Consider the following 15785-nt stretch of genomic DNA (forward strand, 5'->3'; position numbering starts at 1 on the left):
GTGCTGATGCCGCAGATCACCATCGACTACTCGAACCTCGTCGCGGACGCCTTCGACCGCGAGGGCTTCGCCCGGGAACTGCACGAGGCGACCGTGGCGATCGCGGCGGCGAAGCCGGAGGCCTGCAAGACGCAGTTCCGGCCGAGCGCCTGCACGGTGTTCGGGTACGAGGACCCCGGGGCGCACGGGCACGCCATCGTGCACGTGACGATCGGGCTCCTCGCCGGACGCAGTGACGAGACGAAGGCGAAGCTCACGGAGACGACCCTGGAGCTGCTGCGCAGGCATGTGGCGGACGAGGGCATCACCCTGCACGCCTCCGCCGAGGTCCGTGACCTGGACGCGTCCTACCGGAAGTTCGACCGGTAGGACCGTCCTCAGGGCGCGAGGGAGACGATCCGGCCGACCAGCTCCGCGAAGGGGCCGTCGGCCGGCTCGTCCTTCACCATCTGCTTCAGCAGGGTCGCCATCTCCTCGTCGTGGGCGGCGCTCACCGCCGCCAGCGCGGCGAAGTCGTGCACGAGCTGAAGCTCCAGTTCGGCGCGCGGGACGCGGCGGCCGTCGAGCCAGAGCAGTGCCGTCGACTCGGCGAGCGAGATCCACGAGCGCACGACCAGCTCCAGACGCGGGGAGGCCTCGGCGACGCCGAGGTGCGCGAGCATCTGCTCGTACGCGGCCTGGCGCACGGAGTCGATGAGCGCGTTGGTCGTGGAGACGTGCTCCTTCGAGCCGATCCCGTCCGCGGACACGGCCGGGCCGCCGCGCATCAACGCCGAGAAGCCCGGACCGTGTTCGTCCACGAAGTCGAAGTAGCGGCGCATCACGCGCAGCAGCCGGGCGCCGAGCGAGCCCTCGTGCGGCTCGCCGAAGCGGGCCGCGAGATCCTCCGAGGCGCGCTTCAGCGCGGCCTCGTACAGGCTGAGTTTGCCGGGGAAGTAGTGGTACACGAGCGGGCGCGAGATGCCCGCGGCCGCCGCTATCTCGTCGATGGAGACCTCGTCGGGCGAGCGTCGGCTGAACAGGTCGAGGGCCACGCCGATCAGCTGCTGCCGCCGCTCCTCGACGCCCATCCTGCGGCGAACCCCGGTACTCATGCGCACACCTTACCGATCGGTTCCGGCCGCATGCGTTCACATGTCGAGCACCAAACGATCGCCACGGGCCCGGGATACGCAGATCAGCATCGAGTCGGCACGCTCCGTGTCCGTCAGCAACTCGTCCCGGTGGTCGATCTCCCCCTCCAGTACCCGCTGTTGGCACGTCCCGCAGAATCCCTGCTCGCAGGAGTAGGCCGTGTCGGGCAGCTCCCGGCGCACGGCGGCGAGGACGGTGGAGCCGGCCGGGACGGTCAACGTGCGCCCGCTGCGCCGCAGTTCCACCTCGAACTCGGCGTTGCCGTCGGACGACGTCCGGGGCGCGAACCGCTCGAGCCGGACGTCCGGGAAGCGTGCCTCGACGGCCGCCATGAGCCCCTCGGGGCCGCAGCAGTAGACGGCCGTCCCCTCGCTCACCTCCAGCGCGTCGAGGTCGGGCCGCCCCTCCACGACGGTCACCCGGTCCCGGCCGAGCTTCTCGATCTCCACCAGGAACGGCATCGAGGCCCTCTCGCGCCCGGCGTACAGCAGCCGCCACTCGGCGCTGTCCGGGAGCGCCCGCAGCATCGGCAGCAGCGGGGTGATCCCGATCCCGCCGGCGACGAAGACGTACGACTCCGCCTCGACCAGCGGAAACCGGTTCCGCGGCCCCCGCACCTCCAGTTCGATGCCCTCCGTCACCTGCTCGTGCACCTCCCGCGAGCCGCCCCGCCCGCCGGCGACCAGCCGGGTCGCGACGGTGTACGAGGAGGTGTCCTCGGGGTCGCCGCACAGCGAGTACTGCCGGACGAGCCCTGACGGCAGGACCAGGTCGACATGTGCGCCGGGCTCCCAGCGCGGCAGGTCCGGCCCCTCGAGGCGGAGCTGGACGACCCCGTCGGCCACCCTCTCGCGCGAGGCCACCAGCAGCCTGAGGGCCCGCGAACGCGGCCGGCCCGAGATGGGCTCCTCCAGCGCGGGCAGCGGCCACAGCGGCGAGACCTGGATCCGGCGGCGCAGGGCACCCCGGGTGAGCAGGGCGGCGCCCGCGACGAGCGCGACGGTACGCAGCTTCGGCATCAGGCCGCCCTCTTCTGCGCCGCCACGGCCGCCGGGGAGGACGCCAGGTAGGCGATGGCCTGCTCGGTGTCGCCCTCCTGCGAGGGGTGGTAGTCACGGCTCAGATAGCGGGGGATGGACCTGAGCATGTCCGGGGTCGAGGGGAGCAGGCCGCGCCTGCCGCGGACGTAGAAGTCCTTGAAGCCGGCCTTGCCGTCGATGAGGGTCGGGTCGTTCTCCATGAAGAAGCGCGTCCCGCGCTGCCACAGGAACACCAGCGCCGAGAAGGCCGTCGCCCAGGTCCGTACGCGCCGGCCGTAGCTGCCGTCGACGTGCATGAACAGGTCGAAGGCGACGGAGCGGTGCTCGACCTCCTCGGCGCCGTGCCAGCGCAGCAGGTCCAGCATGGTCGGGTCGGCGCCGCGCCGGTCGAGTTCCCCGGCGCCCAGCACCCAGTTGCCGAGGAACGCGGTGTAGTGCTCGATCGCCGCGATGAGTGCGACCCGCTCCATCAGCCACCACCTGCGCGGCCTGCCCGGCGGCAGCGTCCGGTCGCCGAGCAGCTTCTCGAAGAACCAGTCGACCTGCGCGGTGTACGGCGTCGGGTCGAGGCCCTGCTCACGCAGGTGCGGCAGCACCTCGTCATGGGCCTGGGAGTGCATGGCCTCCTGTCCGATGAACCCGATCACGTCCTCGCGCAGCCGCTCGTCGCGGATGTACGGCAGCACCTGCTTGTACACGTGCACGAACCACCGCTCACCCGCGGGAAGCAACAGGTGCAGCACGTTGATGGTGTGGGTGGTGAAGGGGTCCCCCGGCACCCAGTGCAACGGCGTGCCGTCCCAGGAGAAGGACACTTTGCGTGCCTTGAGCGGCACCCGAGCCTGCGTGTTAGACATGGCGTCAATGTACTGATGGGTAGGCTCGCTGAGAACCCCTGCGACGCACCTTGTTTACGTCGGTGTCAACAACGTTTCCGGCCGTGCCCCGCCGGGGCTACCGCAGTCCGCTGATCGGCCGCCCGTCGTCCAGCGTGCCCTTCAAGGTGGCCCGTGCCCCCTGCTTGGCCCGGGCCATGAGCAGTGGCCCCTGCCCGGCCGCGGTGATCCCGCCGCCCGCCTGGATCGTCGCCGTGTCCTGGCTGCCGGCCGCCAGCAGGTACCAGTGCCCGGCCGCCGACTTCCACAGCACCCCGGCCAGCGCATGAGGATCACGCGGCCCGCAGGCCCGCACGTTCGTGCCCTTCGCGACGATCGCGCCGACCGGGCTGCCCGGCGTGCGGAACCCGGCCAGCGCGGCCGTGCCGTCACCGCGCCAGGTCTCGGCCCGGGTGCACACCCACTGCCCGGACCCGCTGCCGTCGGGCAGCGGCTGCTCGGCGTAGGCCCAGGCGTTGACGCTGCGGACGCCCGCCGAGCGCTCGGCCGCCAGCGAGCAGGCGAACGGCGCCCAGGCGTGCAGCCCGGCACTGCCGGACGCCTCGCCGGGCGCGCCGGGCTCGCCCGCGGTCAGGTGGGCCGGGACCAACTCGCCGAGGTCGGTGGCGAGTTCGGTACCGGAGGCACCGGTCAGCTGCAGCACGGTCCACGAGGTGCAGCTGCCGGACTGGAACGCGGGGCTGGTCAGCGGGGCGGTGACACCGTCGGCGAGGGTCAGCAGGGTCGTGGGCGAGGCCGGCTTCATCAGGTCCCGGGCCACCGCCTTCTTCACCCAGGGTGCGGTCAGGTACTGCACGTTGTCGTCGGAGCGGCCCAGCACCAGTGCGCTCGCCTCGGCGCCGGTCGCGCCGTCGACGCGGGCGAGGTCGAGGGCCGCGCCCGCGGTGCCGCTCACCGGCTCGGCGTAGCGGGCGACGCGCAGGCCGTCGTAGAGGATCACCACCCGGGCGTTGTCCACCTGGCCCGCGTACAGCAGCTGGGGCGGGCCGGCCGGGCCGCCGGTCTGGGTGCCGGGCGTCGCCGAGACGCGGACGGTGTCGCCGGGGCGGGCCCACACGGCGAGGGCGCGGCGCAGCAGGTCCTGGTCGCCGGTGAGCGGGCCGCGCGCGGGCCACACGGAGAAGTCGGTGCGCGCGGAGGTCTTCCAGGCGATGGGGGAGACGCGGGTGAGGCGGGCCGGGTCGAGGGCGGCCTGGCTGGCCGGGTTCCCGGCGTAGACGGGCGCGGCGGCGCCGTCCGGGCCCCAGCCGCCGCCCGGCATCAGCACCAGCGCCCCGCACACGGCGAGCGCGGCCGCCGCGGCGAGGGCGGCCTTGGTGTGCTGGCGGCGGCGCATCAGGTCGGTGGGGCGGGCCTGCAGCGAGCACGGGTCGAACTCGGGCGAGGAGAGCAGCCCGGGCTGGCTGGGCACGCCGTTCGCCGAGGCCAGCGCGCCGCCCGGGTCGGCCACCCCGGCGGAGCCGAGGATCCTGCGGATGTCGGCGTCGGACAGCTTCTCCAGGCCGCGCAGGACATAGGCGGCGCGGGCCGGGCCGGACAGGGCGGCGAGCCGCTGGTCCAGGGCGAGTTCGTCGGCGCCGCCCGAGCGCGGGAACAGCCGCAGGCCCCAGACCTGGGGGAGCAGCGGCGGCAGCTGGGAGAGCCGGGGCAGGCCCTTGCGGGGGAGGGCCGCCTCCAGGGCCGTACGCAGGACGCGCTCGCGCAGGAACGCGTACCCGGGGTCGCCCTCCCGGCCCGAGGCCTGGGCCGGGAGCGCGGACGGCTGCCTGCGGCCCCGGGGCAGGGCGCGCTGGACCAGGGCGTGTGCGGTCAGCACCCGGCGGCCCCGGCCGAGGCCGGGCGGCAGCACCAGATAGGCGATCCGGACCAGCCGTGGATAGTGCTCGACGAGCGCGGCCTCGGCCTGCTCGACGTCGACCGGGCCGGGATCCCCGGCGGAGGCGGCTGCGTGACGCTGGGCTACATCCTGTGACTGCACGTCATGGAGAACGAACGAGCCGGGGGTTGGTCACCGCCGGATGGGTGATTCGTCCCGGCCTCGTCCCGGCCTCATTCCTCCGGCTCGACCAGCAGGCGGGCGTAGTTGGCCATCGACCGCTGGTAGCGCGGCAGGTGGGGGGCGAGTGCGCCGAGGACCAGGGAGAGGCCCTCGCGGTCCCGGCCGAGGCTGGACAGGCACAGCGCCAGACAGGCCCGTACCGCGTCGTCCAGCTCGTCGGAGGGCGCGTCCAGTTCGGGCGTGAGCAGCTTGACGCCCTCCTCCGGCTCGCCCAAGTTCCGGAGCGAGCTGGACAGCTGGATCTTGGCCCGGCGGCCCTTGTACCGGCTCGCCCCGCTCAGCCCGCGCGCCAGCGCCTCCCGGTACAGCGGCACCGCCTTGTCCGGGTGCCCGGTCGAGTCCCAGGCACTGGCCTGCTCGAACAGGCCCAGCGGGCTGCCGTCCGGCAGTTCGGCGACCAGCGTGTCGATCAGCGCGCGGAACTCGTGCGCGCGCTCTTGCGGACAGTCGTCGAGAGTGGCCCAGGCGGCAGCCACGCGCGTTTCCCAGTTCTCGTTCACCGGGGCACTTTCGCACACCCGTGCCCGTCCGGCACCGGATTTGAGCGTACGGCGGCCCGGGTCCGTATCCGAAGGAGCCGAGGCATGCTCGGGCCGCGAGGACCGGAGGAACAGATGAGGGTGACACGACTGCTGCTGGGCGCCGCCGCCGCACTGGCGCTGGCGGGCTGCGGCGCGGGCACGGAGACCAAGGCGGTACCACCCGCCGCGACCGGCAGCCTGGAGAGCCTGGCCGCCGAGGTGAAGTGCAAGCCGGACATGCAGACCGACGCCGACACGATCCGCCAGGCCATCTGCACGAACACCGACGGGAAGTTCATTCTCGCCACCTTCTCCACCGACCGCGGCCAGCGCGAGTGGATCAACGACGCGAAGGACTACGGCGGTTACTACCTCGTCGGCCGCAAGTGGGTCGCCGTCGGCGGCGACGGCACCGTCAAGGCGCTGCGCGGCACGCTCGGCGGGGACGTGGAGATCGGCACGAACCACTCCGCCCACTCCGGACACGGCGGCTGAGCCGGCCGTATCGGCACGGCTGCCGGGGCGGCCGTGCCGCAGCGGGCGCGGACACGGAGAAGGCCGGTGACGGGAGGGGGGCTCCGTCACCGGCCTCGTCCATCGGCCCGGATCAGATGATCAGGCGCAGTTCCGTCCGCTGTTGATGCAGTTGGCGATCCTGTTGGCCAGACCGCCGGTCGTGACGCTGATGAAGTCGTCGTGGTCGGTGATCGGCTTGTGCAGCTCCTCCGGGAAGCCGTCGACCGCGTAGGCGTTCTTCACCGTGCCGTCCGCCTGGACGACGGGCTGCGGCACGTTGTACACCAGGCGCATCGTCAGCTGTGGGATCGCCTTGAAGCCGTTCGGGCAGACACCGCTCGCGGGGTCGGCGAAGGCCACGTGCGTGCGGTGGTTGGCACTGTCGATGTTCTGGCCGTCCCAGCAGCTCTGGAAGGCGAACGAGCGCACCACGTTGCTGCCCTGCGGGCAGATCGGGTACTTGTCGGTCAGCTGCACCTTGTTCTCGAAGCCGGTGCAGCTCCAGTGCGCGTTGGCGTTGGCCGGGCCGTTGACGAAGGCCTTGGCGTCACCGGTGATGATCCGCAGGAACTGCGGCATCGCCACGACCTTGCTCGCCGGGCTGCCCACGTACTTGATCTGGGCCTGCTGGGCGACCAGGATCTTGCCGACGTTGAGGTCCTTGCCACCGCCGTCCGCGTTCGCGTCCTTCTCCTGGGTGCCGTCCTGCTCGCGGATGACCGGCCAGTAGTACGCCGACAGGTCGTTGCGGTTCTGGCAGCTGGTGCCGCCCTGCAGGAAGGTCTGGTTGCTGGAGAAGGCGTTGACCTTCTGGTTGCCGACGTAGTCGTGCACGTGGTGGGCGCCGTTGGTCACGCCGGGCGCGACGATCACGTTGTCGCTGTTGTGGTTCTGGTTCGCGTTCACACCGCAGCGCGTGACGAACGTGCCCGTCGAGGCGTTCTGCTGCTTGGCCGGCTTGCCCTGGACGTTGGGCGCGACCTTCGTGATGTCGACGAAGTCCGCCGCGGCCGGGCCGTCACCGCCCTGACCGCCGTTGTTGCCCTGCTGCTGGCCGCCCTGCTGCTGCCCGCCGTTGTTGCCCTGCTGCTGGCCACCGTTGTTCTGCTGCTGGCCGCCGTTGTTCTGCTGGCCCCCGGCCTGGCCGTTGTTCTGGCCGCCCGCGGTGGTCTGGTTGGCGCTCTGCGTCGTACAGGCGGCGAGCTGGGACAGCGAGCTGTCGAAGGTGCCGCCGACGCGCTGGACGTCGATCCTGATCCGGTCGATCGTCGCCGCGCGCTTGTCCTTGAGCGGACCGACGATCGCGTTCTGCACGAAGCTCGGGTCGCCTGCCTGCGCGCTGCGGGTGGAGGCGAGCCGGTTGTAGGCCTCGGTGATCTGCTTGTCGAGGTTCGACAGCTCCATCGCCACGCCCTGACGGGCCCGCGAGGGCACGTTCGTCAGCTTCTGGCCGACGTCCGGGCAGGAGATCGTCGCGACCTGCGCCGACGCGGCCTTGGTGGTGTTGCCTCCCCACGCCTGGTTGTGGGACTCGTGCGCCGAGGCGTAGTAGTTCGCCCAGAGCAGCCCGCCCCCACCGAGCGCTAGGGCCGCCGATGCGGCTATGGCCTTGGTGGCCAGCGGCGTACGGCGTTTGCGTGTGTTGCGTCCCATGGAACTCCTCTGACTTCCTTGCGAGCGGGGCAGCATCGGGGCGCCCGACAGGAGTGAAGCGGCGTCCTTCCATACGGACGCCGCCTCGGAGGTGTTCAGGGGTCTCACGAATTAGTCAGAGGTTTCCCGCGCCACAGGCACCTCAACCACCGCCTGAGCAGCGGAACTTCACAGAAATCAGCGGTCGCGGTCGAGGTGCGCGAGGACGGCCAGTACGCGCCGGTTGTCGTCGTCCGACACCTCGAGTCCCAGTTTGGCGAAGATGCTGGAGGTGTGTTTGGCGATGGCCCGTTCCGTCACCACGAGCTGGGCCGCGATGCCCGCGTTGGACCGGCCCTGCGCCATCAGCTCCAGCACCTCCCGCTCGCGCGGGGTGAGCCGGCCGAGCGGCCGGTCGTCGGCGGTCCGCCGGGACAGCAGCTGCTGGATCACCTGCGGGTCCATCGCCGTACCGCCCGCGGCGACCCGGCGTACGGCGTCCACGAACTGCTCGGCGTCGAACACCCGGTCCTTCAGCAGATAGCCGACCCCGCCGCTGCCGTCGGCGAGCAGTTCGCGCGCGTACAGCTGCTCCACGTGCTGGGACAGGACCAGCACCGGCAGTCCGGGCCGCTCCCGGCGGGCCGCGAGCGCGCACTGCAGCCCCTCGTCGGTGTGCGTGGGCGGCAGCCGGACGTCGACCACGGCGACGTCCGGCCGCAACTCGGCCAGCGCACGGGTGAGTTCGGGGCCGGACTCGACGGCTGCCGCGATCTCGAAGCCGAAGGCCTGGAACATCCGGACCAGCCCGTCACGCAGCAGGAAGAGGTCTTCGGCTAGGACAACGCGCACGGGATCTCCATGGTCACCATGGTGGGGCCGCCGTCGGGACTGCTGACGGCCAGGACGCCGTCGAATGTACCGAGCCGGCGCTCGACCCCGGTCAGACCCGAACCGGCGCCGACCGCCGCGCCGCCCCTGCCGTTGTCGGTCACCGTGATCCGCAGCCGGCCGTCGGTGTGGTGGACGTCGGCCCAGATCCGGTCGGCGCCGGAGTGCTTGACGGCGTTGGTGAGCACCTCGCTGACCGCGAAGTAGGCCGCCGACTCGACCGGGGCGTCCGCGCGGCCCGGCAGCTCCACGCTCACCTCCGTGGGCAGCGGCAGCCGCAGCGCCAACGCCCGTACCGCATCGCCGAGTCCGCGTTCGGCGAGGACCGGCGGGTGGATGCCGCGCACCAGGTCGCGCAGTTCCTCCAGGGCCTCGGCGGAGTTCTTGCGGGCCTGGGCGAGCAGTCGCTTGGCCTGCTGCGGGTCCCGCTCCACCAGCATCTCGATGGTGCCGAGGTCCATGCCCATGGCGACCAGCCGGGCCTGCGCCCCGTCGTGCAGGTCCCGCTCGATGCGGCGCAGCTCGGCGGCGGAGGTGTCCACGGCGTCCTGCCGGGTCTCGGTCAGCACCCGCACCCGCTCGGCGAGTTCGGCGTCACCGCCGAGCACGGCCCGGGTCAGCCGGAAGTGCGCGGTCAGTGCCCGCGGGACGAGACGGTGGGTGACGAGGAGGAGCACCGCGGCGAGCCCGGCCGCGCCGAAGGCGGTCGTCTGGTCGGAGACCGGCACGAAGGCGTACCAGTAGGTGTCACCGCCGCCCGACACGTAGGGCCGCCACAGCCCGGCCCCCAGCAGGAACCCCTCGACGGGGTAGCACACCAGCAGGGCCGGCAGCAGCGCGGTGACGAAGCCCGCCGTGAAGTCCACGGGCAGCCACAGCACGTCACGCCGGACCTGCGGGTCCCGGAGCAGCGCGAAGGTGCGCGTCCAGGGGTTGGCGGTCCCGGGCGGCGGCTGGTACACCGCCGGGATCCGCACCCCGCACCACTCGGCCGCGAGCCTCCTGCGCACGTCCGCGAGGGCCCGTACCCCGGTCAGGATCGCCGGAGTCGTGAACAGCCCGACGCCGAGCGGGATGAGCGCGACGGAGACCAGGGTCAGGCAGAAGAACGCCACACCGCAGGGCAGTACGGCCACGGCCAGCGTCAGGCCCTGTACGGCGGCCAGCAGGACCTTGCGCGCGCGGGTCCGGAAGGCGCCGCGCTCGATGTCGGTGGTCATGGCACAAGTCTCGCCGCCCGGCACCGGCGCGTCAGTCGCCCGAGGCCCCCTTCCGGGGGGTGGTGCCAGGTACACCCCCCGTACCGGCCAGGACCCGCGCCTCCACCTCGGGGTCGAGCCCCACGGGCGCCCGGTCGCCGCGCTGCGGTGCCGTGCCCCCGATCGCGGTCAGCCACCGCCAGGTGTCCGCCACGGTCTCGCCGGCCGGCCGGCACACCAGGCCGGCGGCCACCGCCCGCGACACGTCCGCGCCGTGCAGGGCGCGGTACACCGGATCGCCCGGCGGCACCCACACCGGCAGCTGGGTCCAGGGCTCGATGCCGGCGGCGAGGATCGTCTCCGGGTCGGTCCAGCGCAGCTCGGCGTCCGAGCCGGTGACGTCGGCGCAGTGCCCGAGCAGCTCGCCCATGGTGGTGTGCCCGGGCGGGCTCACCAGGTTGTACGGCCCGCTCAGGCCCTGTTCCACGGCGCCCAGGAGCCAGTCGGCGAGGTCGCGTACGTCGACGTACTGCAGCGGCAGACCGGCCGGCCCCGGGGCCAGCACCGGGCCGCCGCGGGCGATCCGGGTCAGCCACCAGGGCAGCCGGCCCACGTTCTCGTACGGGCCGAGGATCAACCCGGCCCGGACCAGCAGCGAGCCCTCGGTGCCGAAGGACTCGAGGGCGGCCAGTTCACCGCCCCGCTTGTCTCGGCCGTAGTCGGCCGGTTCGGCGCCGGCGGCGGCGCCCTCGACCAGCGGGGCGTCCTCCGCGCCCCCGGCGGGCGCGGGCCAGGCGTACACCGACCGGCTGGAGACGTAGACGTACCGCCCGGCACGGCCCCGCAGCAGCCGTGCCGACCCCCGTACGGCACGGGGCCCGAAGGACCAGGTGTCCACCACGGCGTCCCAGCCGCCGCCGTCCCCGTCGAGGGCGGCGAGGCCGCCCGGGGCGGTTCGGTCCCCGAGCAACGACCGTGCCCCGGGCGGGGGTTCGTGCCGTCCCCGGTGGAAGACGGTCACCTCCCAGCCCCGCGCGAGCGCGGCCTCGGCGACCGCCCGGCCCACGAACTGCGTTCCGCCCAGCAGAAGGAGTCTCATGCCGCCGATCATGCCGGGGGCGGGCGCGGGGCGGCACGGCGCTCTGCCGAGGGCAGAGCGCCGCCCGCCGTACCGCTCAACGGCCCGTCGGCGGAGTGTACTTGTAGCCGACCCGGCGCACCGTCTGGATCGTGTGGCGGTGCTGCGCGCCCAGCTTGCGGCGCAGCCGGGCGATGTGCACGTCGACGGTGCGGCCGTCGCCGACGTGGCCGTAGCCCCAGACCGTGGTGACCAGCTGGTCGCGGGTGTGCACCCGGTGCGGGTGCGCCACCAGGTGGGCGAGCAGCTCGAACTCCAGGTAGGTCAGGTCGAGTTCGCGGCCGTCGATGCCGGCGGTGCGCCGCACGGGGTCGATCCGCAGCAGCGGGTCGGTGTCCGCCGCGGGCTCGGTCGCGGTCGTCCCGGCCGGGTCCGGCACCGCGACCGGCAGGAACGGCGGCCGCTGGTCGGCCGGGACCAGCACCAGGTAGCCGACCATCGGTGGCTGGCCGGGCAGGCTGGGCAGGGTGTGCTGCGGCGCGGGCAGCCAGGTGGCGCCGGGCGGCAGGAAGTCCGTGACGTCGATCACCTCGTCCCGGTCGACGGCGCGCAGCCGGTGCCGGGCGGGTGCGGCGAGGGTGGAGGCGGGAGAGAGGGAACGAGTGGTCGCCATGAGAGGTCAGCTCTTTCGCGCGAGAGGTTCGTCGGGAGGTGCGACGGCCGCGATTCGTGGTCGGGGGCGCCGGAGGGACGTACGTCGTTTCGCGCTGGCCGGAGGCCGGGGGTTACGGCTTACTGGGCCCGCGCGTCGGTCGCGCGACAACACACCCGGTCGAAGTCGTGGTGCTGACGGGAAGGCCAGAAGGGCTCGAGGTCATGGCGACCCGTCGCGGTGTACTTCTGGAAGCTGGCCATGCGCCCATTGAAGCAGACGGTGGCGGCGGACAGGACCCTTCTCTCACTGCTTGGACGCCTGTCTGACGGGAAGTTGACCGCGCATGCCGTCCGCGGCCGGGCTTCCGCCCCTGATCAGCGGCTTTCCATCGGCCTGCAGGGGCGGGCCGATCGTCTCACCATCCGGACCAGGGTGGCGAGCCGAGCACCGTGGCCGAGGCCGGCCGGGCGCCGTCCGCGTCCAGCGCACCGCACACAAAAGGGGCGCCCGCCAAGACGGCGGGCGCCCCTTGCGGGAAACGGGGGGATCAGACCTGGCCGGCCTTCTCCAGCGCGGCGCAGCAGGTGTCCACCAGCAGGCGGGTCACCACGTACGGGTCGACGTTGGCGTTCGGGCGGCGGTCCTCGATGTAGCCCTTGCCGTCCTTCTCGACCTGCCACGGGATACGGACCGAGGCACCGCGGTCGGAGACGCCGTAGGAGTACTTGTCCCACGGGGCGGTCTCGTGCAGGCCGGTCAGGCGCTCGTCGATGCCGGCGCCGTAGTTCTTGACGTGGTCCAGCGGCTTGGAGCCCTCGCCGAGCGACTCGCACGCGGTGATGATCGCGTCGTAGCCCTCACGCATCGCCTTGGTGGAGAAGTTGGTGTGCGCGCCCGCGCCGTTCCAGTCGCCCTTGACCGGCTTCGGGTCGAGGGTCGCGGAGACGCCGAAGTCCTCGGCGGTGCGGTAGAGCAGCCAACGGGCCACCCACAGCTGGTCGGAGACCTCCAGCGGGGCGAGCGGGCCGACCTGGAACTCCCACTGGCCCGGCATGACCTCGGCGTTGATGCCGGAGATGCCGAGACCGGCCTTCAGGCAGTTCTCCAGGTGGGCCTCGACGATGTCACGGCCGAAGATCTCGTCGGCGCCGACACCGCAGTAGTAGCCGCCCTGCGGGGCGGGGAAGCCGCCCTCGGGGAAGCCGAGCGGGCGGGAGCCGTCGAAGAAGGTGTATTCCTGCTCGATGCCGAAGATCGGCTCCTGCGCGGCGAACCGCTCGGCGACCTCGGCCAGCGCGGCACGGGTGTTGGAGGTGTGCGGGGTCATGTCCGTGTTGAGGACCTCGCACAGCACCAGGATGTCGTCGCCGCCGCGGATCGGGTCCGGGCAGCTGAAGACCGGCTTGAGCACGCGGTCCGAGGCGTGGCCCTCGGCCTGGTTGGTGGAGGAGCCGTCGAAGCCCCAGATCGGCAGCGCGTCGAGACCGGCCGGGGCACCCGTGATGATCTTCGTCTTGGAACGGAGCTTGGCCGTCGGAGCGGTGCCGTCGATCCAGATGTACTCGGCCTTGAAGGTCACGGGGCCACTTCCTTCGGGGTGTGTCGGGCGCACGTCGGTGCGGGTGCTGCGGCGCTACGGCACCGGGGCGCCGCGTCGATCTGCCCGGCAGCCTGTCAACAGGCGATTTCCCGGCCGTTGCCCGTATGTGAACCCCGTGTTTCCTGGTGTTTCTGTGGCGCCTCTCACGTGGCGAGGGGACGGCCGCCAGCCGTCGCGGCCTCGCGGACGCCGTTCAGGGAAGCCCCGGACCGCGACCGGTTCCCGCTCGCCGCGCACCCGCCGCCCCCGGCCCGCCCCCGTGAAGCGCCCCGGCTGCTCCTGCTCCCGGCCGCCGACCGCCACCCCCGTGCGGTCGCCGGCCCGGGCGGGCGCTCGTACGGCGGCCGGGTCGCCCCGCACCGCACCCCGTGGGCGTCCGCCCAGGTGCGCCGCCTGTTCCTCCTGGACCCGGCACGGTGTTTCGCCGGGTTCAAGGCGGCGTACCTGCTGCACGCCCTGCCGGTGTCCCGGCACCGGACGCGCTGGGGGCGCCGGAGAGGAGGGTCCTGCCGCTCGTGGCCGCGAGCGGCAGGACCCATGACTGCGGGGAGGCGGCAGCCGGGGCGGGCGCCCCGATGCCGCGCGCGGGGACGGCGCTCCTGCCGTCACCGGGCTCCTGTCCGCAGTGCGGACCTGTTGCGCCTCACCCCACCTTCTCGATCCGAGCGTGCCGGATGAGGAACTTGCCCGGTTCCCGGACCTGTTCGAAGGCCGCGTTGTTGAGCAGGACGCAGCTGCCGGAGACCGAGGTGACCTTCACCGTCGTGGACTTGTTGTTGTCCAGGTTGGTGACCTTCAGGGTCGTCCCCGCCGGGAACTGGTTGCTGGACGCCGCCGGGGCACCGGCCTCGCCGGAGAGCGTGACGGTCGAGCCGTTGCACACCTGCTGGCCGGAGGCCGCGGCGGCGCCTGCGCCGTTGTTCCCCGCGGCGCCGCCCTGCGCGCCCTGCTGGCCCGCCTGCTGGTTGTTGCCCTGCTGACCTGCCTGCTGGTTGTTGCCCTGCTGACCTGCCTGCTGCCCGTTGCCCTGCTGGCCCGCCTGCTGCCCGTTGCCCTGCTGGCCGTTGCCGTTCTGCGCCGCCTGGGAGCCCTGAGCCGACTCCCCAACCGTGCAGCCGGCCGCCTTCTGCTGGACCTCGATCTGCTTGATGACCGCCTCGCGGTTGGCGATCCGGGCCGCCGACTGCGCGTCCGGGTGCGCCTTCTGGTCCGCGATGAACTTGTCGTTGTTGCCGTGGGCCGTGGCCAGCCCCTGGCAGACGTTCGAGTTCCCGGCGGACAGCGTCTTGGCGTTCTGCGGGCTCTGTGCGGCGTTCGAGGTCGACGCCAGCGCGAAGGCCCCGCCGCCCGCCACCGCCGCGGCACTGACGAGCAGCGCGATCTTCTTCTTCGTGCCGAGAGTTCTCCTGCGCGACATGCGCGCCTCCTGAAGAGGTAGGGGAGCGTACGCCGCTATGTACGAGATACCGAACGGGCTGACTCAGCGGTCACGGGAGTCACTGAAGTGACCTGCACCACAGGAGAGTTGGGCCGGGCTCAGCCCTTGCCGTGGGAGAGGGCCTCCCGGACGGCCTCCTCGGTGCGGGCCACCAGGGCCGTTCCGTCGTCGGCCGTGATGATCGGGCGCTGGATGAGCCTCGGGTGCTCGGCGAGCGCGGTGATCCACCGCTCGCGCGTACCCGCGTCCCGCGCCCAGTCCTTGAGCCCGAGTTCCTTGGCGTCGGCCTCCTGGGTGCGGGTGATGTCCCACGGCTCGAGGCTCAGCCGCTCGAGGACCGCCCTGATCTCGTCCGCGCTCGGCACGTCCTCCAGGTAGCGGCGGACGGTGTACTCGGCCCCCTCGGCATCGAGCAGGCTGATGGCGCTGCGGCACTTGGAGCAGGCCGGATTGATCCAGATTTCCATGCCGGACACGGTACGCCAAGGCCTGCCGGCGCCAGGTGATGCCGGTCCCTGCCGTGCGGGGGCTCATCGGCTGCCGCGCTGCGGTGTGTTCGAGCTGCGGTGTGTTCGAATTGGTGCCGGCTCATCCGCCACTTCGGAAACTGGCGTGACGCGACGGCAGTTTCCTTGCTGAGCTGGGGATTTGCCAGACCTTGCGGCCCTGCCGTTGTCAGTGCCCGGCAGTAGACTGGAAGCAGTGTTCGAGGGCGTCGCCGGGCTGTCCGGCCGGTGCCCTGACCGCGACAGGAGGATGCCCGTGCCCGCTGCCGCCCTGAAGCCGAAGCCGTTGCCCACCCAGTCCACCGCCCGGCACCCCGTGCTGTTCGACTCGCCCTACGAGCCCGTGGCGAAGCGGCCCCTGCCGGCCGGCCGGCCGCGCGAGTGGTACGTCACCCACAACCGCCGCCTGAAGGCCATGCGCCTCGCCATAGCCCTGCTCGACTCGGGCATCTATCTCCCGGCCCAGGCCCGCGACGACAAGATCCGCAGCACGGCGGCGGAGATCGGCATGCGCCCGCCGTCCGACACCACCTGCCACATGGTCCGGGCGTTCATGCGCTACAGCCGCTGACACCCGGGACCGGCGCCGGGTGCCCCGCCCCGCACGGGGGCGCCCGGCG

General features: G+C 72.5%; 17 protein-coding genes. 3 read left to right on the forward strand and 14 right to left on the reverse strand.

The window, feature by feature from the left end; genetic code table 11:
- Positions 1 to 6: 6 nt before the first annotated feature.
- Positions 7 to 369 carry a 5-carboxymethyl-2-hydroxymuconate Delta-isomerase gene (locus A6P39_RS29510; RefSeq protein ID WP_067053022.1) on the forward strand — a complete coding sequence of 121 codons (363 nt, stop codon included), beginning with the start codon at positions 7 to 9 and terminating at the stop codon, positions 367 to 369.
- Between the two features lie 8 nt (positions 370 to 377).
- On the opposite strand, the gene A6P39_RS29515 is transcribed toward A6P39_RS29510, so the two are convergent.
- The 5 genes from A6P39_RS29515 to A6P39_RS29535 form a co-directional block, all read right to left on the reverse strand.
- Positions 378 to 1094: a TetR/AcrR family transcriptional regulator gene (locus A6P39_RS29515; protein WP_079133700.1), complete on the reverse strand. Its 717-nt coding sequence runs from the start codon at positions 1092 to 1094 to the stop codon at positions 378 to 380.
- Between the two features lie 36 nt (positions 1095 to 1130).
- The gene (locus A6P39_RS29520; protein ID WP_067053028.1) at positions 1131 to 2153 is read right to left on the reverse strand and encodes a PDR/VanB family oxidoreductase; all 1023 of its coding nucleotides are present in this window, start codon (positions 2151 to 2153) and stop codon (positions 1131 to 1133) included.
- Positions 2153 to 3031, reverse strand: a complete 879-nt coding sequence (locus A6P39_RS29525; RefSeq protein ID WP_067053031.1) for a metal-dependent hydrolase — start codon at positions 3029 to 3031, stop codon at positions 2153 to 2155. Before A6P39_RS29525 ends, A6P39_RS29520 begins: the two co-directional genes overlap by 1 nt.
- A gap of 97 nt (positions 3032 to 3128) precedes the next feature.
- Positions 3129 to 5048 (reverse strand): hypothetical protein, encoded by a 1920-nt coding sequence (locus A6P39_RS29530; protein WP_067053034.1) that lies wholly within the window; start codon positions 5046 to 5048, stop codon positions 3129 to 3131.
- A 71-nt stretch (positions 5049 to 5119) separates the two neighbouring features.
- Complete coding sequence (locus A6P39_RS29535) at positions 5120 to 5647, reverse strand: tetratricopeptide repeat protein (protein ID WP_067053037.1); 528 nt, start codon at positions 5645 to 5647, stop codon at positions 5120 to 5122.
- A 96-nt stretch (positions 5648 to 5743) separates the two neighbouring features.
- Here A6P39_RS29535 and A6P39_RS29540 point away from each other — a divergent pair, with 96 nt between their 5' ends.
- Positions 5744 to 6145 (forward strand): hypothetical protein, encoded by a 402-nt coding sequence (locus A6P39_RS29540; RefSeq protein WP_199840961.1) that lies wholly within the window; start codon positions 5744 to 5746, stop codon positions 6143 to 6145.
- A gap of 120 nt (positions 6146 to 6265) precedes the next feature.
- Here A6P39_RS29540 and A6P39_RS29545 read toward each other — a convergent pair whose 3' ends face one another.
- From A6P39_RS29545 to A6P39_RS29585, 9 genes are all read right to left on the reverse strand, one after another.
- On the reverse strand, positions 6266 to 7819 hold the full coding sequence (locus A6P39_RS29545) for a DUF1996 domain-containing protein (protein ID WP_067053040.1): 1554 nt from the start codon (positions 7817 to 7819) through the stop codon (positions 6266 to 6268).
- Between the two features lie 177 nt (positions 7820 to 7996).
- Positions 7997 to 8650, reverse strand: coding sequence for a LuxR C-terminal-related transcriptional regulator (locus A6P39_RS29550; protein WP_067053043.1), 654 nt, complete (start codon positions 8648 to 8650; stop codon positions 7997 to 7999).
- Positions 8635 to 9909 (reverse strand): sensor histidine kinase, encoded by a 1275-nt coding sequence (locus A6P39_RS29555; protein WP_067053046.1) that lies wholly within the window; start codon positions 9907 to 9909, stop codon positions 8635 to 8637. The genes A6P39_RS29550 and A6P39_RS29555 overlap by 16 nt, the downstream gene beginning before the upstream one ends.
- Positions 9910 to 9940: 31 nt before the next feature.
- On the reverse strand, positions 9941 to 10987 hold the full coding sequence (locus A6P39_RS29560) for an NAD-dependent epimerase/dehydratase family protein (protein WP_199840962.1): 1047 nt from the start codon (positions 10985 to 10987) through the stop codon (positions 9941 to 9943).
- A 76-nt stretch (positions 10988 to 11063) separates the two neighbouring features.
- Entirely contained in the window at positions 11064 to 11639 is a 576-nt protein-coding gene (locus A6P39_RS29565) for a winged helix-turn-helix domain-containing protein (RefSeq protein WP_067053049.1), read from the reverse strand.
- A gap of 119 nt (positions 11640 to 11758) precedes the next feature.
- The gene (locus A6P39_RS29570; protein ID WP_331454164.1) at positions 11759 to 11881 is read right to left on the reverse strand and encodes a hypothetical protein; all 123 of its coding nucleotides are present in this window, start codon (positions 11879 to 11881) and stop codon (positions 11759 to 11761) included.
- A gap of 287 nt (positions 11882 to 12168) precedes the next feature.
- Positions 12169 to 13200 (reverse strand): glutamine synthetase, encoded by a 1032-nt coding sequence (glnII, locus tag A6P39_RS29575; RefSeq protein WP_067053052.1) that lies wholly within the window; start codon positions 13198 to 13200, stop codon positions 12169 to 12171.
- Between the two features lie 664 nt (positions 13201 to 13864).
- Positions 13865 to 14638: a hypothetical protein gene (locus tag A6P39_RS29580; RefSeq protein WP_067053055.1), complete on the reverse strand. Its 774-nt coding sequence runs from the start codon at positions 14636 to 14638 to the stop codon at positions 13865 to 13867.
- Between the two features lie 119 nt (positions 14639 to 14757).
- Positions 14758 to 15126 carry an arsenate reductase family protein gene (locus A6P39_RS29585; RefSeq protein WP_067053058.1) on the reverse strand — a complete coding sequence of 123 codons (369 nt, stop codon included), beginning with the start codon at positions 15124 to 15126 and terminating at the stop codon, positions 14758 to 14760.
- Positions 15127 to 15421: 295 nt separating this feature from the next.
- Here A6P39_RS29585 and A6P39_RS29590 point away from each other — a divergent pair, with 295 nt between their 5' ends.
- Positions 15422 to 15736, forward strand: coding sequence for a hypothetical protein (locus A6P39_RS29590; RefSeq protein ID WP_067053061.1), 315 nt, complete (start codon positions 15422 to 15424; stop codon positions 15734 to 15736).
- Positions 15737 to 15785: the final 49 nt, after the last annotated feature.

The organism is Streptomyces sp. FXJ1.172 (assembly GCF_001636945.3).
In the GTDB taxonomy this organism is placed as follows: domain Bacteria; phylum Actinomycetota; class Actinomycetes; order Streptomycetales; family Streptomycetaceae; genus Streptomyces.